The 20245-nt window shown below is 70.4% G+C and carries 15 protein-coding genes; 2 read left to right on the forward strand and 13 right to left on the reverse strand.

What is annotated here, in order from left to right:
* Positions 1 to 26: 26 nt before the first annotated feature.
* The 9 genes from purF to VFE28_11425 form a co-directional block, all read right to left on the reverse strand.
* Complete coding sequence (gene purF / locus VFE28_11385) at positions 27 to 1568, reverse strand: amidophosphoribosyltransferase (GenBank protein ID HZM16594.1); 1542 nt, start codon at positions 1566 to 1568, stop codon at positions 27 to 29.
* 1 nt (position 1569) lies between these two features.
* Positions 1570 to 2124 carry a hypothetical protein gene (locus tag VFE28_11390; GenBank protein ID HZM16595.1) on the reverse strand — a complete coding sequence of 185 codons (555 nt, stop codon included), beginning with the start codon at positions 2122 to 2124 and terminating at the stop codon, positions 1570 to 1572.
* Positions 2121 to 2933 carry a phosphoribosylformylglycinamidine synthase I gene (purQ, locus tag VFE28_11395; protein HZM16596.1) on the reverse strand — a complete coding sequence of 271 codons (813 nt, stop codon included), beginning with the start codon at positions 2931 to 2933 and terminating at the stop codon, positions 2121 to 2123. Before purQ ends, VFE28_11390 begins: the two co-directional genes overlap by 4 nt.
* A complete protein-coding gene (gene purL, locus VFE28_11400; GenBank protein HZM16597.1) occupies positions 2930 to 5320 on the reverse strand; it encodes a phosphoribosylformylglycinamidine synthase subunit PurL in 2391 nt (796 codons plus the stop codon). The genes purQ and purL overlap by 4 nt, the downstream gene beginning before the upstream one ends.
* Positions 5317 to 6630, reverse strand: coding sequence for an adenylosuccinate lyase (gene purB, locus VFE28_11405; protein ID HZM16598.1), 1314 nt, complete (start codon positions 6628 to 6630; stop codon positions 5317 to 5319). The genes purL and purB overlap by 4 nt, the downstream gene beginning before the upstream one ends.
* Before the next feature lie 73 nt (positions 6631 to 6703).
* A complete protein-coding gene (locus tag VFE28_11410; protein HZM16599.1) occupies positions 6704 to 7957 on the reverse strand; it encodes a trypsin-like peptidase domain-containing protein in 1254 nt (417 codons plus the stop codon).
* 101 nt (positions 7958 to 8058) lie between these two features.
* A complete protein-coding gene (gene truA / locus VFE28_11415; GenBank protein HZM16600.1) occupies positions 8059 to 8838 on the reverse strand; it encodes a tRNA pseudouridine(38-40) synthase TruA in 780 nt (259 codons plus the stop codon).
* Between the two features lie 10 nt (positions 8839 to 8848).
* Entirely contained in the window at positions 8849 to 9625 is a 777-nt protein-coding gene (locus VFE28_11420; GenBank protein ID HZM16601.1) for an energy-coupling factor transporter transmembrane protein EcfT, read from the reverse strand.
* Positions 9626 to 9628: 3 nt separating this feature from the next.
* On the reverse strand, positions 9629 to 10642 hold the full coding sequence (locus VFE28_11425) for an aspartate-semialdehyde dehydrogenase (protein HZM16602.1): 1014 nt from the start codon (positions 10640 to 10642) through the stop codon (positions 9629 to 9631).
* A gap of 129 nt (positions 10643 to 10771) precedes the next feature.
* On the opposite strand from VFE28_11425, the gene VFE28_11430 reads away from it, so the two are divergent.
* Positions 10772 to 12847 carry a peptidylprolyl isomerase gene (locus tag VFE28_11430; protein ID HZM16603.1) on the forward strand — a complete coding sequence of 692 codons (2076 nt, stop codon included), beginning with the start codon at positions 10772 to 10774 and terminating at the stop codon, positions 12845 to 12847.
* A gap of 16 nt (positions 12848 to 12863) precedes the next feature.
* On the opposite strand, the gene VFE28_11435 is transcribed toward VFE28_11430, so the two are convergent.
* Together VFE28_11435 and VFE28_11440 are read right to left on the reverse strand one after the other, a co-directional pair.
* Positions 12864 to 13592: a hypothetical protein gene (locus VFE28_11435; GenBank protein ID HZM16604.1), complete on the reverse strand. Its 729-nt coding sequence runs from the start codon at positions 13590 to 13592 to the stop codon at positions 12864 to 12866.
* Between the two features lie 101 nt (positions 13593 to 13693).
* Positions 13694 to 14980: an alanyl-tRNA editing protein gene (locus VFE28_11440; GenBank protein HZM16605.1), complete on the reverse strand. Its 1287-nt coding sequence runs from the start codon at positions 14978 to 14980 to the stop codon at positions 13694 to 13696.
* A 162-nt stretch (positions 14981 to 15142) separates the two neighbouring features.
* Here VFE28_11440 and VFE28_11445 point away from each other — a divergent pair, with 162 nt between their 5' ends.
* Entirely contained in the window at positions 15143 to 16414 is a 1272-nt protein-coding gene (locus VFE28_11445; protein HZM16606.1) for a BamA/TamA family outer membrane protein, read from the forward strand.
* Here the strand turns inward: VFE28_11445 and VFE28_11450 are convergent.
* Both VFE28_11450 and VFE28_11455 read right to left on the reverse strand, forming a co-directional pair.
* A complete protein-coding gene (locus VFE28_11450; GenBank protein ID HZM16607.1) occupies positions 16411 to 18180 on the reverse strand; it encodes a hypothetical protein in 1770 nt (589 codons plus the stop codon). The genes VFE28_11445 and VFE28_11450 overlap by 4 nt on opposite strands.
* Positions 18181 to 18403: 223 nt before the next feature.
* Entirely contained in the window at positions 18404 to 20002 is a 1599-nt protein-coding gene (locus VFE28_11455; protein ID HZM16608.1) for a sigma 54-interacting transcriptional regulator, read from the reverse strand.
* Between the last annotated feature and the right edge of the window lie 243 nt (positions 20003 to 20245).

A 20245-nucleotide genomic window follows, 5' to 3' on the forward strand; every position in this document is an offset into this window, starting at 1 on the left:
GCTGGCTGAGGGGAGCCAGGCTCGTCTCAGTGCGTCCGGAAGTCTTGCCCGGGGCGTCCGGAAATCACCGCATCCCCTTCCGGCAGGGCGGCCCGGCGGCGCGCCTTCGCCTCCTCGGCGCCGAAGGGATCCACCGGATAGTCGCCATCGAAGCAGGCCGAGCAGTAGTTGTGCGGATCCTCGACGCAGGCGCGGAGGCCTTCCAGCGACAGGTAGCCCAGGCTGTCCACCCCGAGGGATTCCCGCATCGCCTCCAGCGACATCCGCGCCGCCAGGAGCTCGTCCCGTGCCGGGGTATCGATGCCATAGAAGCAAGGCCAGCGAATCGGCGGCGAGGCGATGCGCAGGTGGACCTCCGCGGCGCCGGCGCCACGGATCAAGCGCACCAGCTGGCGCATCGTCGTCCCCCGCACGATGGAATCGTCCACCACCACAACGCGGCGGCCGGCGAGGACGCCCTGAACCGGGTTGAACTTGACCCGTACGCCGAAGCTGCGCAGCCCGGGCTCGGGATTGATGAAGGTGCGACCGATGTAATGGTTGCGGATGAGCCCGATCTCGTAACGCAGGCCGGAGACGCGGGCGTATCCCATGGCGGCGGTGTTGCTCGAGTCGGGCACGGCGATGACGATGTCGCCGGCGGCCGGATGCTCGCGGGCGAGTTGCTTGCCGCTGCGGCGGCGAGCCCGGTCCACCTTCTCGCCGAAGACGCGGCTGTCGGGCCGGGCGAAATAGATGTGCTCGAAGATGCACTGGTGCCGGGGACCGTCGCTCTCGAGCTGCAGACTGCGCCGGCCGTTCCCATCGACGAGGAAGAGCTCCCCGGGCCGGATGTCCCGCTCGAACTCCGCTTCCAGGAGATCGAAGGCACAGGTCTCGGAGGCGACCACAGTCGCCTTCCCCACCCGGCCGAGCGCCAGGGGGCGAAAACCGTGCGGATCGCGGTAGGCCACCAGGGTGTCCCGGGTGGCGAACACCAAGGAGGCGGCGCCGTGGATCTGGCGCAGTGCCTCGCTCAGCATACCGGCGAGATCCGTGGCGCGGCTCCGGGCCGCCAGGTGCAGGATCACTTCGGTGTCGCTGTCCGATTGGAAGATCGACCCCTCCGCCTCCATCCCCCGACGCAGCGAGGCGGCGTTCACCAGGTTGCCGTTGTGCGCCACCGCCAGCTTCCCGGAACGGCAATTCACCAGCAGGGGCTGGGCGTTGCTCACGCTCACGCTGCCGTAGGTGGAATAGCGGTTGTGGCCGATGGCCACGTGCCCGGGCAACTGTGCCAGGCTGCCCCGGCCGAAGACCTCGGCCACCAGGCCCATGCCGCGGTGGCAGCGCACTTCCTTGCCGTCGCCGACCGCGATGCCGCTGCTCTCCTGGCCGCGATGCTGGAGCGAGTAGAGGCCGTAGTAGGTCATCTCCGCCGCATCGGCGTGGCCATGGACACCGAAGATGCCGCATTCCTCGTGCAGCCCGTCGTCGGTGCCCTGTGGTTCGTGCCGCCCGTCGTCCATCCGGCCCCTCTCCTGCTGCGCCCCGTCCATGTCGCCTTCCTCCCTGGCCTCGACCCTCACCTCAGTAGCGCCCCTCCTCGCCGCTCTCGTGCCGCCACACCCGCAACACCTCCAAGGTCTGCGAATGCGGGTTCATGAGCAAGCCCTGGCGGCGGCTCTTGGACACCGCGACCTCCAGGGCGAAGGCACGTGCCGCCGCCGGGTCGGCGAGCGGCGCCCACAGACGGTACAACGTGCCGTGCTGGAGGTGGAGCAGCCGGGCGCCGAGCTTGGCCGCGAAGTACGCCTGCGCCACCGGATCGTTCCCCTCGCCCTCACGGATCCATAGATCCGTCGCCGAGTGTCCAGGGGGCACCACCGCGGCGGCGGCGCTTTCGTCGAGCCAAGCGTAGACGTCCCGGTTGGTGTTGACGTAGCGCCCGGCGCGGCAGGCGGCGCGAGCGATCTCCTCTTTCCGCTGCGCCCTCTCGCCGTCCCCTTCCAGCTCGAAGCGCCAGAGCTTGCCGTGCTCCACCCGCTCCACCGCCAGACCCATGAGACCTTGTAGCGCCTCGAGACAGGTCTCGGCGGTGGCGTCGATGCCTTTGCGGCGCACGAGGAATTCGAGTCGCATCACGAGGCCTCGGACCACACTGCAGCAGCCCGGACCAACTGGATGTACACGGCGAGCCCCGGACCGGGGCCGAGGAGTTCCTGGCCCGAGGCCTGACGGCGTCGTTCTCCCCAGGCTCCCGGCAAGGTCTCTGGTACTTGATACAACCATGCCGCCCGTTCGGGGTGCGGCATGAGGGCGACGACGTTGCCCGCAGCGTTGCTGAGCGCTGCGGCACCGAGCAAGCTGCCGTTCGGGTTGAGCGGGAAGTCCGACGCCTCGCCGCCGGCGGCGGTGACGTAGCGGAGCGGGATCTGCCCGTCGCGCTCCAAGCGCTGGAAGAGTTCCATCTTTCCGGTGAAGCGACCTTCGCCGTGCCCCACCGGCAGGGGGAGTGTCTCCGGCGGCAATCCCGCCAGGAAGCCCCGGTGTCGCGCCGGGCGCAAGTGCACCCAGCCGCAGTAGTAGCCGCTCCAGCCTCGGACCGCGTTGGGCGCCAGCGCCACCTCCACCCGGCCACTCTCCAGTGCCGGCACCAGGCCCGACTCCACCAGGACCTGAGCGCCGTTGCAGACGCCGAGGACGGGCTTGCCCGCCGCCGCCGCGGCGGCGATCGTCGCCAGGATCTCGTGCTTGGCGGCGATGACGCCGGCGCGCACCCGGTCCTCGTAGGCGAAGCCTCCGGCCACGACGTATGCCGCGAAGCCCGCGCCCGCCGCAGCGGGCGCATTCCAGCGCACGATCTCCGCCACCGCTCCCGCGGCCCGCAACGCTGCCGCGGTCTCGTGCATGCAGTTCGTCCCGGGAAACTCGACCACGGCCACCCGGGTCATCGAGCCACCTCCTCGAGGAGCACATCCTGGAGCGCCTGCAGCCAGAGGTGCGCCAGAGGCGCCAGAGGCAAACGCAGATCTGTGCCTTCCGCCTGCAGCTCCAGCTCCGGCCGGTCGAGGACCTCGCCGAGATGCTGGCACGGAACGCCGTGGGCAGCGCAAAGTCTTTCGAATCCGTCGAGCTCGCGGCGCGGCACGGCACAGACGTACCCCGGTGCTTCGCCGAAGAGACGCGCCGGGACGGGCAGGGCGTCCGCGCCTAGGCGCAAGCGCAGGCCGAGCCTGGGCTGGCCGCGGCGCCCGAAGCTCATCTCCAAGAGTGCGAGCAGGACGCCCCCGGCACCGAGGTCCCGGCAAGCGTGCAGCGCGCCCGCGTCGTAGGCGGCGAGCACGGCCTCGGCGCTGCGCTTTTCTGCCTCCAGATCGAGACTCGGTGGCGCGGACAGGAACAACTCCTGTTGTTCCGTGACCGCGGCGTAGAGGCTGCCGCCGAGAGCCGAACTCTGCGCTCCGAGGCGGAGCAGGACCTCCCCGGCTTCCTTCAGCGCCATCCCCCGACAGCGGCCGACCTCGAGGGCCACACCGACGCAGGCCACGATGGGCGTCGGTGGAATGGCGCGACCGGCGCGGCTCTCGTTGTACAAGCTCACGTTTCCGGAGACGAACGGCAGGGGGAAACCGCGGAAGCCGAGAGCGTCCGCTGCGTCCGCCAGACCTCGCACCGTCTCTTCCAGCTCGTGCATGCACTCGGGATTCTCCGGGCTGCCGAAGTTGAGGCAGTCGGTCAGGGCCCAGGGCGTGGCCCCCACGGCGACGACATTGCGCACCGCCTCGCACACCGTCGCTTGCGCCGCGAGGTAAGCGTCCCTGCTGCCGCGGCGCGCCGGGCCGGCCACGGCCACCGCGACGGCCAGTTCCTCGTCGCGCCAGGGCACGAGCAAACCGGCGTCCGCATCCCCGGGACGGAAGGCCGTGTGCCCCTGCACATCGCTGTCGTAGTGCGCGAACAGCGGCCAACGCGAACCACCGGCGCGGGAGCCGAGCACGGCGCGCAGGTCCTTTTCCAGGTCCCGCCGGAGCAGGCCGCGGAGCTCGGCGGGCCGCGGCGGCGTGGCGCGACGGGCCGTGCGCGGCCAATGCATCTCCTCCGCCTGGGTCACCCATTCGGTGGGCAGATCCACGTGCACGAGGCCGTGCTGCAGCACCCGCACCCGCCCGCTCGAGTCGAAGCGGCCGATGACGCGAGCCCCGGCACCGCGCACCATCCGGCCGAGTTCGAAGTCTTCCTCGTAGAGCCGGCGCAGCTCGGTGGCCAGCGACGCCGGAACGGCGAAGACATAGCGCTCCTGCGTCTCCGCCACCAGGAGCACCGCCGCGCTCCGCTCCGGCTGATCGCGGTGCACGGCGTCGAGGTCGAGGACGAGGCCCAGGCTGCCAGCGATCTCGGTCGCCGCGCCCCCCAAGCCGGCGGCGCCGAGATCCTTCATGGCGAAGGGACGGCCGCTCTGGCGAAGCAAGGCGAGCGCCGCCCGGTTCGCTTCGCTGAGCACACGCTTGAAGAAGGGGTCGGGGAGCTGCACCGCGCCCCGTTCCTGGGTGGCCTCGTCGGTGTCGAGAATGCCGGAAGCGAAGGCCGCACCGCCGAGGCCGCTGTCATCGGTGGGCTTGCCCACCAGGAGGAGGACATAGTCTGCCTCGCCCGCGACCGCCGGGGCGCGGCTCGGCACCAGATCCGACTCCTCCATGCTGCCCAGGGCGACCACGTTGACCAAACAGTTGTCGTCGAAGGCGCCGTCGAACTCCACCTCGCCGCCCAGGTTGGGAACGCCGAGGGCATTGCCGTAGTGGGCGATTCCTGCCACTACACCGCGCACGATCTGCCGCACCACTTCGGCCTGGGGGCCGTCGGGATCGCCGAAACGCAGGGCATCGAGGACTCCGATCACCTCCGCTCCCATGCAGTAGACGTCGCGTACGATGCCGCCGATACCGGTGGAGGCACCTTCGAAGGGCAACAGCTGGCTCGGATGGTTGTGGCTCTCGTGGCCCAGGGCGAGGCAGTGCGTCGCGCCCCGAAGCTCGAGGCTGCCGTTCTCGCTGCGCCGCGGCAGCCGCACCACCCCGGCGTCCGCACCGGGGCCGAGCACGACCTGCGGACCTTGGGTGGGGAGCAGGCGCAACAGTGCCCGGCTGCTCTTGTAGGAGCAGTGCTCGCTCCACATGCTGTCGAGAAGCGCCAGCTCCGCCAGCGTCGGCTCGCGCTCCAGCCGGCCGAGCAACCGGCGCACCTCCTCGACGCGGAGGTGGAGACCCAAATGCCGCAGAGCCTGAGCCAGATCCGCATCGTCCAGGGCGCCGAGCTGCAACGCCGGAGCACGGGTGTTCATGCGCCGTCCGCCTCCAACACCCGGGCGAAAAGCTGGTCCACGTGCCGTAGCTGGTGGTCGAGATCGAAGACTTTCTCCACCTGGGCGCGGCCGAGAACAGCCTCGATGCCTTCGGTCTCCAAAGCGACGTCGCGCAAACTGCGTTCGCCCTCGCGGGCGGCACGGCTCGCCTCCTGCACCAGGCGATAGGCCCGATCCCGGAGCAGCCCGGCGCCGACGAGGGCGAGGAGCAACGCTTGCGAGAACACCAGACCGCGGCTCGATTCGAGGTTGCGCCGCATGCGCTCGGGCCGCACCACGAGCCCGTCGACGAGCTGCGTGGCCAGGGCCAACATGTAGTCGGCAGCGAGACAGGCATCCGGAAGGATGATGCGTTCCACGGCGCTGTGGGAGATGTCGCGCTCGTGCCACAGAGCCACGTTCTCCAGCGCCGGCGTCACCTGGGAGCGCAGCACCCGCGCCAGGCCGACGAGGCGTTCGCTGCGTATGGGGTTGCGCTTGTGCGGCATGGAGGAGCTGCCCTTCTGCGTCGCCGCGAAGGCTTCCTCCACCTCGCCGACCTCGCTCCGCTGCAGGTGCCGCAGCTCGGTGGCGATTCGCTCCAAACCGGAGCCGAGCAAGGCCAGGGCGGCGACGAACTCGGCGTGCCGGTCGCGCGGCACGACCTGGGTGGCGAGGGGCTCGCAGCCGAGCTCCAAGGCGCGGCACACCCGGGCCTCCACCTCGGGTCCGAGAGCGGCAAAGGTGCCGACGGCGCCGGAGAGCTTGCCCACCGCCACGGCGTCCACGGCGCGGCCGAGACGCAGTCGGTGGCGCCGCATCTCGGCGTACCAGTGCAAGAGCTTGAGACCGAAGGTGAGGGGTTCGGCATGCATCCCATGGGTGCGCCCCACCATGGGAGTGAGGCGGAACTCTTGCGCGCGCCGCAGGAGGACGGCGGCGAAGGCGTCGACGCCGCCGAGCAGCAAGCGACCACTGTCGCGCAATTGCACGGCCAGCGCGGTGTCGAGAACATCGGAGCTGGTGAGGCCGAAGTGGAGCCAGCGCGACGCCGGACCGACCGCGGCGGCGAGAACGTCGACGAAGGCAGCGACGTCGTGGTCCGTGGCCTTCTCGCGCTCCGCCACCTGCGCCGCGTCCACCCCGGCCTGCTTCGCCTGGCGGCGGAGCGTCGCGACTTCGGCGGCCGGGATGACGCCGGTGGCCGCCAGGGCCTCGCAGGCCAGGATTTCGATCTCCGTCCACAAACGCAGGCGGTTGGCGTCGCTCCAGAGCGCCGCCATCTCGGGACGGCTGTAGCGCGGAATCAAGGCGATCCCTTCGTCTCGACCCCGCCGCAGCCGCGGGCGGGAACGCCCCCACCGCGCCGCCGCGGCGGAGCTTTCAGCTCCGCGAACGCTGGCGGCGCTGCAGCCGCTGCGCCTGCACCTTCGGGTTCTCCTCTACTTCTAACACCACGTCCAGCCGCTGTCCATCCTTCACCAACTGGGCGCGGATGCTGTCGCCGACGCGCGTCGTGAAGAGGATGCGCTCGGCGCGTGGCAGCGAGTAAGGTTCCTGGCCGTTCAATTGCATGAGCACGTCACCAGGCCGGATGCCGGCGCGCGCCGCCGGGCTCCCTGGTTCCACCGCGCTCACCAGCAGCACCCCGTCTTCCTCGGCCAGTCCTACGCGCCGGCGCGTTTCCGGCGGCATCGCCTCTTGCAAGCGCCACCCCACCCAGGGGGTGCGCACTTCCCCCACCTCGCGCAACTCCTGCACCACCCATTTCACCGTGTTGATCGGCACGGAGAAATTGACGCCCACGTTGGCGGCGCGCATTTCGACGTTGTAGAGCGCCATGTTGACGCCGATCACCTCGCCGTTGGTGTTCACCAAGGGACCGCCGCTGTTGCCGCTGTTGATCGCCGCATCGGTCTGCAGCAGATCGAAGTAAGGCCAGGCTCCGAGGTGGCCTTCCGGCGGCAGCAGGTCCCGCCGCACGGCGCTGATGACCCCAACGCTCACCGAGGGCTGCGGGTCGCCGACGGCATCGCCGAAGGGACTGCCGATGGCGATGACCCATTCGCCGACCATGATCTCGTCGCTGTCGCCGAGCTGCGCCGGGCTGGCCTCGGCGTGCGCGCCGAGCTCGGCGCGCAGGAGCGCCAGGTCGAAGCGCGGTGCGATGCCCACCACCTCGGCGAGAGCGCTGCTGCCGTCCCCGAGGCTGACGCTCAGGTCGGTGGCCCCTTGCACCACGTGCGCCATGGTGACGATGAAGCCGTCGCGATCGAGGAGGAAACCGCTCCCCACCCACTCGCGGTCCACCGTACGTGGCCGGCTCGCGGGCCAGCGGAAGAGATCGAGCATCGGCGATTTCACCGCGACGGGGCCGGCGGCGCGGATCGTCACCACCGCGCGCCGCGTCATGTCCACCGCGGTGACGATGGCGGTGGTGCGGGACTGGCGCACCACCTCGGCGGAGTGCTCGCGTCCCCGCGCCACTCCAGCAGGAGCGCCGTCCGGGCTCCGCCGCGGAGCACGAAAATGCAGCACCGCGAGCACTGCGACACCGACCAGCACGCCCGTCAGCAAACCGGCGGCATAAGGCCGCCACCGGAGAAGCGGGCTGGCCGGCCGGAAGGGTTCAGCCATGGGGCCTCCTGAGGACCGCGGGGCCCGCCTCGAGGCGACGGTCGGCACTCTGGGAGAGCTTCAGGCGCCCTCCGAGCTCACAGGCTCGACTCATTGTGAAATCACCATTTCCACTCGAGGAACGAAGCCGGCTCCAGGCCCGGACCGGGCTCCCCAGGATAGCGCACGCCCAGGAGGAAAAGCGCCTGGGGCGGCAAGCAGGGACCGCCTCGGCCGCGGTCCCTCTGCTCCAGGATGTCGCGCAACGCGCTCGGCTGCAAGCGCCCCACCCCGACCTCGAGCAAGGCTCCAGCGATCCGCCGCACCATGTTGTGCAGGAAGCGATTGGCGGTGATGTCGAGGTCCACCCAGGCGGCCTGGGAACGAACCCGGACCCGCTCCACCAGGCAGAGGCAGTGAACGCCGGCGTCGCTGGCGGCGAAGGCGGTGAAATCATGTTCGCCGAGGAGCAGGCGCGCCGCTTCGTCCATGGGTTCGGCGCGCAGCGACTCGGGCACCTCCAAGCTGTAGCGACGCCAGAAGACGCTGCTGCCGCGATGCCAGCGGTAGCGGTAGCTGCGCGCCACCGCGCTGTGACGTGCGGAGAACTCCGCCGGCACCTGCCGCACCTCGTGCACCTGGATGTCCCGCGGCAGGAGGCCACCGAGGGCCCGCCGCAGCCAGGCTGGCTCCCGCGCCTCGTCGTGGCGGAAGCTCGCCACCTGCCCCACCGCGTGCACGCCGGCGTCGGTCCTGCCGGCGCCTTCCGGCACCGCCAGGTCTCCGAACAAGTGTTCCAGCGCCTGCTGCAGTTCTCCCTGCACCGTGCGTTGGCCAGGCTGCACCTGCCAGCCATGGAAATCGCTGCCGTCGTAAGCGAGATCGATGCGGTAGTTCGTCATGCCCCGTGGTCTAGCGCCGCAGCCAGACGGACGCAAGGAGAACGAGCAGGCAGAGGGCCAGACAGGTGCCTTCCGCTCGCCCGTGACGCGGCGGAACGAAGGCGGTGCGCGGGCGCCCGGGGACGAAGCAGCGGGCGTCGAGGGCCACAGCGAGTTCGTCGGCGCGCCGCAAGACGCTCAAAAAGAGCGGTACCGCGAGAGGCACCACGGCTTGCAGCCGATGCCACCAGCGCCAGCGCGAGCCGCCCATCTTGGTACGGTGCGCGGCCACGAGGCTGCGCGCTTCGGCGAGGAAGATCGGGATGAAGCTCAAGGCGAGAACGAGGAGGAAGCCGAGCTCGTGCACCGGGAGACGCAGGCGCCGCAAAGGTCCGAGGAGTCGATCGAGGCCACGGGCGAGATCCACCGGTACGGTGGTGGCGGTGAAGAGCACGCTCAGCAGGACGAGATCCAAGAGCCTGGCCAAGAGGACGCCGAACTCGGCTGGATTCTGTTCCCGGGTCCAACCGCCGGAGACGGCCGCCCATCCGAGGTTGGCGAGGGCGACGAAAGCGAGCAGCCACGCCGCCCCGCGCAGGGCCCGCAGCAGCAAGCGCGCCGGTAGGCGGGCGAGAAGGAAAGCGGCGAGAAGAACCACTCCCTGCAACAGCTGCAGGTCGAGCCTGGAACTGCAGAGGGAAGCCGTGGCCAAACAGAAGGCACCCACGAGCTTGATGCCCGCATCCAACCGGTGCAGCGGCGAGGAACGGGGAATGTAGCGCCCGAGAGCGAGACCGACGAGACGCATGCTTCAGGTGCCGCCGCGCACTCGCGCCTGGCAAAGGTGCTCGACGATCTGCACCGCGTTCAGCGCCGCGCCCTTGCGCAGATTGTCCGACACCACCCAAAACGCCAGGCTGCGCGGCTCCTGTGGATCGAGCCGCAAGCGGCCGACCCCGACCTCGTCGCGGCCGGCGAGCTCGCGCGCCAGCGGGTAGTCCGCCTCCGGGCGCAGGGCCAGCCCGGGCTGGCGTTGCATGGCGGTGCGCAACGCCTCCAGGTCGACGGGGCTCTCGGTCTCCACGTGCACGGCTTCGCTGTGACAGCGGAACACGGGGACGCGAACACACGTGGCCGACAAACGCAGCTCCGGCATCCCGAGGATCTTGCGGCTTTCCTGGCGCATCTTGGTTTCCTCGCGACTCCAGCCTGCGGCGTCGAGGACGTCGATGTGCGGCACTACGTCGAAGGCGATGCCGCGCGGATACACCTCGCGCGGTTCGGGAGTGCCCGCCAGGTAGGCGCGACTCGCGGCTTCCAGTTCTCCCATGGAGCGGCGGCCGGCACCGGACACCGACTGATACGTGGCCACGACGACGCGACGCAGACCGAAGAGGTCGCGCACCGGCTTGAGCGCCACCACCATCTGGATGGTGGAACAGTTGGGGTTGGCGACGAGACCGCGGTGCCCGTCCAAAGCCGAGGCATTGACTTCCGGAACCACCAGCGGCACCGCCGCATCCAGGCGGAAAGCGCTGCTGTTGTCCACCACCACCGCCCCTTCCTGCACGGCTTGTGGGGCGTATTGCCGGCTGCGCTCGGCGCCGGCGGAGAAGAGGGCGAAATCGAGGCCGCGGAAACAGCCCGGCTCCAGGAGGCGGAGCGGCAACGGCTCACCACGAAAAACGACCGCAGCGCCGCGCGATGGGGGCGAAGCGAAGGCGCGCAGCTCCTCCACGCCGATGCCGCGCTGCTCCAGCACCCGCAGCATCTCCTGACCCACGGCTCCTGTCGCACCGACGACGGCGATGCGCAACCTGCTCATCGGCCACCTCCCGTCCCGCTGGCGCCGCCCGATTGCAGCAGACCCCAGGCTCCCTGTCCAGCCACGGCTTCGCCTCCGGTTGAGAGCACAGGCTGGGCCGCCTATACTGCCGCGCGACTGGAGGCACCGTTGCGCGGTCAGCGTCTGGCTTTTCTGGCTCTCGTCCTTCTCCTCGGCTCGCTGCACGGCGCTTGCGGCGGCGGTCGTGTTTCCGACCACGCCGCTCCCGACAGCACCCGGGCAGCACGCCAACGTCTCGTGGCGCTGGAGAGCGCCCGCAGCTTCGGCGACAGCACGCTCTTCCAGGCCACGCGCCATCCCGATCCGCGCCTGCGCCGGGCCGCCGCCATGGCCCTCGGGCGCATCCAAGATGCGGCAGCGCTGGAGGCGCTCCTGCCGCTTCTCGACGATGCCGACTCGACGGTGGTGGAGCAGACGGCGTGGGCCTTGCGGCAGCTGCAGGGTCTGCAGGAGCCACAGCGCTCGCGCCTCGAGCTGGCGCTCGACAGCAAGATCGAAAGCGAACCGACCTCCAGACGCTGGATGTTCATCGAAGCGGTGCGCCCCCACGCGAGCGCCCTTTCCTTCGCCGCCGTGAGCCCCTGGGTGGCGGCGGGCTTGTTCGCCGGCATGGGCTCGGAAGCGCGAGCGCCACGCCTGGAGGGCATGGCAGCGCTCACGCTGGCGAACATCGACACCGAGCGGGCCCTCGATCTCCTCGCCGACCTGGGTTCCCTCACCAACCGCGAGTCGGAAGCGGCCTGGCGCATCGCCGAGGCCATGACGATCCGGCCAGACTCCACCTTCCTGCCCTCAGTGCTTTCCCTCCTCCGCCACCCCGACGCTTACGCTCGCGCGGCGGGAGCCCGGGCGCTGTCCAAATACCCCGACGCCGGGAAAGCGCCGGCGCTCTATCCGCTTCTCGCCGACCCGGAATGGGAGGTCAGGGCCAGCGCCTTGAGCGCCCTCGGACAGCTCGGCGACCCGGAGGCACGCACCTACTGTGCTTCGATGGTGGCGGACACGCACCCCCTCGTGCGCGAGGCGGCGCTCGCGGCGCTGGAAAAGCTCGGCGCCGGGAAAGACACCCATCTGGTGCGGGAAGTGCGCGCCGATCCGGCGCCGGCAGTGCGCCTCGCGGCGCTCAGAGTCCTGGCGAAAGCCGAGGGCGCCAAGGCCCGAGACGCCTTCGAGGCGGCGCGGGGAGACAGCGTCGATTTCGTCCGCGCCGAAGCGCTCGCCGTGGCGGTCGACGTCCTGGGTGCCGAACCGGCGACGACGCTCTTGCTCGCCACCCTGAGCGACGCGGGGCCGCTGGAGCGCGCCCAGGCGACGCAAGCTCTCGGCGCCCTGGGCAAGGAGCTGCCGCGTCGCGAGCGCAGCAGCGTGCGCCTGGCTCTCGAGCGGGCGCTGGAAGACGAGGACTTCGTCGTCGCCGCCCAGGCCGCGGATGCTCTCGGCTCCCTCGCCTTCGCTGAAAGCGGCCCGGCGCTGGTGGCCGCGTACCAACGCTGGCAGCAGGGCCACAACGGCATCGACGTGCGTCTCGCTGTGCTCCCGGCGCTCGCCGCCCTTCCCGGTGCGGGTCGCGCGCCTGCCACCATGGCCTGCCTCGAGAGCGCCCAGGGTGGAGCCGAACCGCGTCTCGTGCAGGTGGCGCGCGAAGCGCTCGCCAAGCTGCGCGGCCAGAAGGAAACGCCAGCACCGCCGCCGCCACAGGCACGCCCTGGTGTCGTGCCCTCGGCGCTGCCGCCCATCGACCTGGGTGCGGTGCGCGTGCGCCTGGTGACGCCCCGCGGCACGGCCGTCCTCGAGCTGGACGGCGACGATTACCCGCGCACGGTAGCCAACTTCCTGCACCTGGTGGATACGGGGTTCTACCGCGACGGCGTCTTCCATCGCGTGGTTCCGGCTTTCGTCGTGCAGGGAGGATGTCCGCGGGGCGACGGCTGGGGCGATGCGGGAGAGTTCCTGCCCTGCGAGATCGGCAACTTGCGTTACGATCGCGAGGGGATCGTCGGCATGGCGCACGCCGGCAAGGACACCGGGGGCTCGCAGTTCTTCATCACCCACCTGCCGGTACCGCGACTCGACGGCCGCTACACTGCATTCGGCCGCGTCGTCGCCGGGATGGACGTGGTGGATCGCATCCTGCGGGGCGATCGCTTCCGCCTCGAGCGCGAGACTCCGGCGACCGTGCCCTGAAGATCCCGCCCCGTTCTCACCAGTGTACGCCGATGCCGCCTTCGAAGCTCACGTTGCTCCTCGAGTCGACGGCGAAGTCGGCGAGCGCGGGGGCATGGGCGGGCGTCTCGTCCTGCGCTCCCGTGGCGCGCCCGTAGGTGAAGCCGTAGCGCACCTCACCGTAGAAAGTGTAGGGATGCTTGGCGGAGAACAGACGCACGCCCGCGGCCACCGAGGGGGCCAGCTGGTTCTCGTCCGCTTCGATCCCGGCGGCCCCCGCCCGGCCGGAACTGCGGCCGCGGGAAGTGAAGTTCACCAGGTGGACGACGAAGCCACCGCCCCCATATAGCGCCACATTCTTGCCGTGCACGACATCGGCCAGGAGTTCGGCCCGGATACCGAAATCGCTGGTTTGCTCCTCCACTTCCTCCGGCCCCGCGGTGTCGCCGGCGATCGGATCAGGCCAGTAGGTGTAGGAGGAGGACAGGTTTCGCTCGTCCTCGGTGAACTGCAACGCCCCGCGCACCCAGAGCGGCACGGCACGGATCTCCCGGCGCAAAATCCGGCGCTGGTAGTCGATGCCGATGAAGAAGTGATCGTCGTAGGTGGGATGGTCGTGGGCGGCGTAGCCGGCCCCGATGACGGCGACGTTCAGGTTGCCGACATGGATGGGGCGGGCTTTCTCTTCCGGCGTCGGCTGCGCCGCGGCCGCACCTGCGGCACCTAGGATCGCCAACCCCAGCACGAGACCTGCACGGCGCCGCATCACGTCCTCCTCTGCATCACGAGCACCTGCACCACGAGCACCGCGACGGCCAAGCCGCTGGCCGCGCTCCGTGCTGCTCCCGCACACGCCAGGTGGACAACCTAGGGACCGTTGGCAGGTTTGTCAAAGTCCGCGCCCGTGACCTGTGCCTCGATGGCGGCCCGTGCCGCCTCCAGGGCGGGGAGCAAGGCATCGACCCGCGCTCCCGAACCCTGCACGCGCTCCGCCGTTCCCCCGCCGCGACCTGCGGCGAGGGCGCAAGCCGCCTGGAGCGCCGGGCGCAGATCGATTCCGGTCCCGGACGGACAGACGAAGAGGAATTGCGCCCGCTCCCCCGCGGCGCCGAGGAGGGCGATGGCACCGCGCTCCACCAGCGCCGCCGCTGCCACCTGCAGCGCCGCGGCCTCGACTCCTTCCAGCGCTTGCAGCACCAGTGGATGACCGCCAAGACGCGGTGCCGCCGCGATCCTCGCCTCGGCGCGCCCGGTGGCGAGCTCGCGCGCCGTGCTTTCGAGCTGCCGCCGGAGCTGCCGTCCCTCCTCCTGCAGCTTGCCGACGCGCGCCAACACAGCCTCGGGGTGGCAGGTGAGGGCGCGCACCAAGGCATCCTGAAGCTGGAAACAGCGCGCCACCTCTTCCAGTGCGCGAGTGCCGCAGACGAAGTGGAGGCGCGCCGCCTCGCGCAGGCGCTCCTGCACCAGCAATTTGATCAGACCGATCTCGTGCGTGCGCCGCACGTGGGTGCCGCAGCATGGACTCGAGTCCCAGCCTTCGATCTCGACGACCCGAACACGCTCGAGGCCGGCCGGCGGCGCCTTGCGCAACCCCGCCACCTGAGCGGCGTCCAGGGAGCGCACGTGCAGCGGCCTTCCTTCCCAGATCACGGCGTTGGCCCGCTTCTCCACCTGCTCCAGCGCCTCCGCTTCCAGGAGCGGTCCGGGAAGATCGATGCTGCAACGGCTTTCCCCCAGATGGAAGGAAACCGTCTCGCGTTGCAGGAGAGCGACGAAGGTGGCCGACAGCAGGTGCTGGCCCGAGTGCTGTTGCATGTGGTGCCGGCGGCGCGACCCATCGATCTCTCCCTCCACCGAGTCGCCGGCACGAAGGGCCAGCGCCGCCGCCTCGGCGCGCAGACAGTGCACCACCCGACCCGCCTCGTCCTCGACGACGTCGACCACCGGGCTGCCATGCAGGATCCCCGTGTCGTGGGGTTGTCCGCCGGAAGTGGGATAGAAGCAAGTCTCGGCGAGCACGAGGCCGATGCCGCCCTCGGGGAGCGACAAGCGCTCGAGCACGCGGGAGCGGAAGTGGGTGCGCTCGGGGTCGTCGAGGTACAGGCGCGTGGAGCCGCTTGACTCGGGCATGGCGCAGTATAGCGAAGCCTCCAAGCTCCTGGCTGCGCTCCAACCACCTGGCCGCTGGCGAGGCGGTACGTCCCCCGCCGTCCGCACGCGTGGAGCGGGGCGGCGCCCCGCAGACCCCGCCCACCCGCACGCGGCGCTCGGCGCCGATCCGGTACGGAGCTTCCAAGGCGAAGCAGCGGAGGTCGCATGACAGTCCGAGGCCTGCTCTTCGCTTGCACCTTGCTGCTCACAAGCGGTGCTCACGGGGCCGCCGCCGCGTCATTCGAGGCCGCGGACGGCGCCCGCGTCCTTCGCATCCAGACGCTCGGGACAGACATTCCGGCGCCGGAGCGTTTGCTCCGCCAACTCGGTCTCGAGGTCGGGGCGCGCTTCGACGCCCGCCGCGTGCAGCGCTCTCGCCAGCAAATCCTCGCCCTCGGCTGGCTCCGAGATCTCGAGGTGATACCGTCGCTGCTGGCGCCGGACTCCGTCTCCATCACCGTGAGCGCCCGGCGATCTCCCCCGGCGTCGTTGCAACCGCTGCTGCAGATCCGCGCCGATGACCGGATCGTCCTCGGCGGCAAGCTGCGTTTCTGGGGTGGCGCCGGTCGGGGCGAACGTTTTTCTCTCGAGGCCGCCGGCGGCGGCGCCAAGTTGCTGCACCTCGAATGGTCCGAGCCGCAGCCGCTCCTGGCACTGCCGCTGGGTGCGACCTTTCATGCCGACCTGGTGCAGGCACCGGAGGAAGGAGAAGGCGGCATCGTCTTCGACCGCACCGCGGTCGGAGCGAAGCTGCAACTGCCTCCCCGCGGCCCGCGCCTCGAGCTCGCCGGCGCCCTCACGCAGGTGCACGCCTCGGAAGCGGCGGGACTGCTCTCCGGCAGCAGCAGCGACCGCCTCCGCCGCGGCTCCATCGCCTTCGCCTGGGGGGCGCGACCGCAGCGTTTCCTCTGGTCCTACTGGAACGGACAACTGGCTCTCGGCGCCACCACGGGGGCGGCGGAACACCAGGACGTGGAAGCGAAGTTGCAAGGTGCCTTCCCGTTCAGCCGGCGCTTCGTCCTCGCCGCGGGTGTCGAAGTGCGCGGTGTACGCGGCACGGTGCCACGTTACGGTCGCCTGCACCTCGGCAGCGGCCCGAGCCTGCGGAGTCACAGCTACGCGGTGGCGAACGGCGATGCCGGCGGCTGGGGTGGCCTGGAAGCACGCATCCCCCTCAACTTCTGGAGCCCCGAGAGCTTCGAACGGGTCGCTCTCCCGCTCACCTTGCACGTGTTCGCCGACGCGGGCAGCGCTTGGGGCGCCTCGGCTCCCGGCGCGGTGACCGAAGCGGCGGCGTTGCGGCAGGCCCGCTTGCGTTGGGGCGTCGGACTCGGCGCCGTCGCCCATCTGCGCCAAACCCAACCGCTGCGCTTCGCAGTCGGCTGCGACGACGAGTTCCACTGGCGGACCGACATCGGCACGTCGCTTTCCTTCTAGCGAGGCGCGGGCACACTGGCGTGGCGCGCGTAGTAGAGGAACTCGAAATCCTGCAGCACCACACGCTGCAGGGTGTAGTCGCGTTGGAATTCCGCCGCGGCAACGATCTGTTGGTCTCCCGGGAAAGGCCAAGGGGTCGCCGAGCCTTGCGGGCCGCCGAGAACGATGAGATCGGGGTGGCGGGAGAGGACGTAGGCGCCGTCGCCCTTTTCGTGCCCGATCCACTGCCTCTGGTCCGGCCGCACCCGCGCGATGTGCGCATCCGTGAGGCCGAGCATGTCGATGACCGGCAGCTCGGCGAAGTAAGGCAAGCTGCCGGCGCAGTTCGTCGCCACCGTCGTCGCCGGCGGAAAGGTGCGGCGCAAGTATTCCCCCACCGGTTGGCCGAAGCGCACCGCCGGGTCGGGAACGCGGCACAAGCGCAGCGACGGATCGAGCCAGCCCGGGAGCAAGGTGAGCAGAAGCGCGCCGACCAGCGCGGCTTGCAAGGTGCGGCGCGCCGCCAGATGGCCCTGCGCCGCCTTTTGGCCGCGCACCTCGCTCTCCATCGCTCCCGGTTTTTCCGCCAGTACATGCCGGCGCCAGCGCAGCCAGAGCCCGGCGCCGCCGAGCCCCAAGGCAAGGGCACCGAGAGCGCGCATCTCCGCAACGAGTCGCACCGCGTGCGCCGCCGGCGCCTCTTGCAAGCGCGCCCAGCGTAGCGCGCCGGCCATGAGGGGCAAGAGGGTTCGTGGCGCCACCAGGAGCCAGACACCGACGAGAAGGAGAAGGGCGCTCGCGAGGCGGAGGTTTTTCCGGTGCGCCAGCAGCTGCAAGCGCCGCAATCCGGTCTCTGCACCCACGGCGAGGGCGGGCCAGGCCGGCAGCAAGAGCCGGTAGCCGGGGAATCTCTCGCCGCCGGACACGAGGGCGACGAGAAACGTGGTGGCGATCCAGCCAGCGAGGAGACGGGCCCGGGGGGCACTGCAGAGAGGGAGGCCGAACAAAGCGAACCAGAGCCAGGGGAAAGTGAGAGCGCCCTTGGTGACATAGAGAAGCCCCGAAGCGAGCGCCTCGGTTCCCGGACTCAGCTTGGCGTGCACCGGATTCGGCAGCCAATCACCGTAGTAGAGCCAGCGGAAGAGCACGAACGGCGCGAGAACGAGGGCAGCACCAAAAACGAGGCGCACCCACCAGCGTCGTGCCGCCGGGGCGGCGAGGAACAGCGGGAAGGCGTAGGCGATGCCTTCCGGACGCAACGCCGCGACGCCACCGAGAAGCATCCCCGCGCGCCAACCACCGCGGCCCTGAGGAACCTCCTCCAGAGCGCCGAAGAAGAGCGTGGCGAGGAGCGCGGTGAAGGCGAGGGTCTCCATGCCGCTCACGCTCCAGACCGCGAGCGGCGCCGCTGCGGCGACGAACAGCGCCGCCGGTCCGCCGGCGCGCCGGTCCTCCAGAGCTCGCGCCGCCAGCGCCGCGGTGAGACCGACGACGGCGAGACCGCAGAGAAAGGAAAGCACCGGCGCCACGGCGTGCGGCTCCAGACCGAGCGCGGCGAGGAGGCCGAGCAGCGCCGTCCAGGGCAAGTTGGAAACGCCCTCGACCCGTTCGCCCGCATTCATCACCGGTCCCAGACCCTCGGCCAGATGCCGGGCGTGGCGATAGGCGATGAAAGCGTCGTCGATGCGGAAGCGGCGGAAGACCACCACCTGGACACAGAGGAGCACGATGGCGGCGAAGCTGTAGAGGTCGCGGTGGGCGAGAACGTCTCGACGTTTGCGTGTCATGGACTTTAGCGGACGCACCCTGCCGCTGGAACGGCGTTTGCTGTCCGCCCAAGCGGCGGCGCCATCCTACGCAGGCGCCGCCCACGCCGGCAAGTTCGTTCCGCAGTGTGGTGGCGCGTGCTGGGCCCGCACGGATCGCGGGTCGCGCGTCGGATCGCGTCGCAACCTGGAGGTTCCCCGCGCGCCCACCCACTCTCCTGCTCCCGTCGCGCCCGCTCTCACCTCACCCCACCGGCACCGCCACCAGATCCCGCTCCGCCGTGAAGGGCAGCTCTTCCTGCCCGGGGAGGGAGCGCCGCTTGCCGCCGGCACGTCCTGCCGCATCGGGCCGCAGCAGGCGCAGGCGCTTCACCTTCTTGATCAGCCCCTGGCGGCTGATCCCCAGCTCCTGCGCCGACCGCGACTTGTTCCAGCCATGCCGCTCCAGGCTGCGGCCGATCATGGCGCGCTCCAGGTATTCGGTGGCCTGGTGCAGGTTGCGGCTCTCCTCCAGGCGGTCGAGGGACCAGTCGACGCCGCTGCCATACCGCAAGCGCTCGGAGAGCATGTAGGGCTGGATCACGCCCTCGTCGCCGTGCAAGGCCACGAGCCGCTCCACCTCGTTCTCCAGCTCGCGCACGTTCCCGGGCCAGTCGTGCTCGAGCAGGCGCTGCAAGGTCTCCTCGCTGTAGCGCAAGCTCGGGCGTCGCAGGCGCGCGCAGACCTGATCGGTGAAGTAGCGGAGGAGCAATGGCACGTCGTCGCGGCGGCGGCGCAGCGGCGGCAGCTCCAGCTTCACCACATTGAGGCGGAAGAAGAGGTCCTGGCGGAAACGGCCGCGCTCCACCTCGCGCACCAGGTTCCGATTCGTCGCCGCGATGATGCGCACCGCGACCCGGTGGGTACGCGTCTCGCCGAGCCGGCGGATCTCGCCGTCCTGCAAGACGCGCAGCATCTTGATCTGCAGCGCCATCGGCATGTCGGCGATCTCGTCGAGGAAAAAGGTGCCGCCGTGGGCTTCCTCGAACAGCCCCTTCTTGTCGAAGAGCGCCCCGGTGAAGGCCCCCTTGCAGTGGCCGAAGAGCTCGCTCTCCAGCAACGCCTCCGGGAGGGCGGCGCAGTTCTGCGCCACGAACTTGCGCCCCGCATAGAGATCACCCTCGTGGATGGCCCGAGCCACGAGCTCCTTGCCCGTACCGCTTTCGCCGAGTACCAACACGTTGACGTCCGAAGCAGCGAGCTTCTCCACCATCGAGAAGAGACGGCGCATGCACCTCGAGCGGCCGACGATGCCGGCGAAACGATGCTGCTCCCACTCTTGGTCTAGGAGACCCGTGGGAGCGACGCCTTGCTCCCGCCGTTGGGCCAAACGCGCCAGATCGCGGAACACGGCATGAGCAAAGCGCAGCGCCAGCGGCGGCTGCGACTCCGGTATCGGCGCGACGGCGACCGCCACCGCCGCCTCGCGATGCCTGCGTTCCGCCAGCACCAACGCCCCGCTCACCGGGCACTCCGCCGCGATCCCCACCGGACCCACCGCCGCGGCCGGCACCGGGCTGCCCAGGATGCACGGTCCCTGAATGCGGGCGTGCAGCGCCGCTGCCGCCGCGGCCGCGCGCTGCCCCAGTCGGGCCGATTCCTCCCCCAGGGCGGCGTGGAACACCAGCCCGCGCGGCAACACCGAAAACAAGACGGCGTCCCTGGCGGCGAGCAGCTCGCGCACCACACGCAAACCTTGCGTCAAGGACTCGGCAGCGGCGCCGGGACCCGAAACCACCTCGAGTTCCACGGGCCGCGCCGTGCCGTTTTCGACCGCGGCGAGACCCAACGGGCTTCCGTTCATCCGTCGCTCCTTTCGTGCCGGCAACTCGAATCCGGCGCCACGGGTGGTCGTGCAGTCGGGAGCAGTTCAGGGAACGAGGGGGCCATGGCAGGGTTCGTACCAAGAAGGAGAGACAAGGGCTGCGAGGCGCGCGGTGCGCGCTGGCTGGCGAGAACGGCGCGGCGTGCCGGGGCGCGCCGTGATCCCGCCACACCCGCCCTCCCGGAACGGCGCGGGCCGGAGCGGCGTTGATCCGTGGCGGTG

The sequence above is a fragment of the Candidatus Krumholzibacteriia bacterium genome, assembly GCA_035649275.1.
In the GTDB taxonomy this organism is placed as follows: Bacteria; Krumholzibacteriota; Krumholzibacteriia.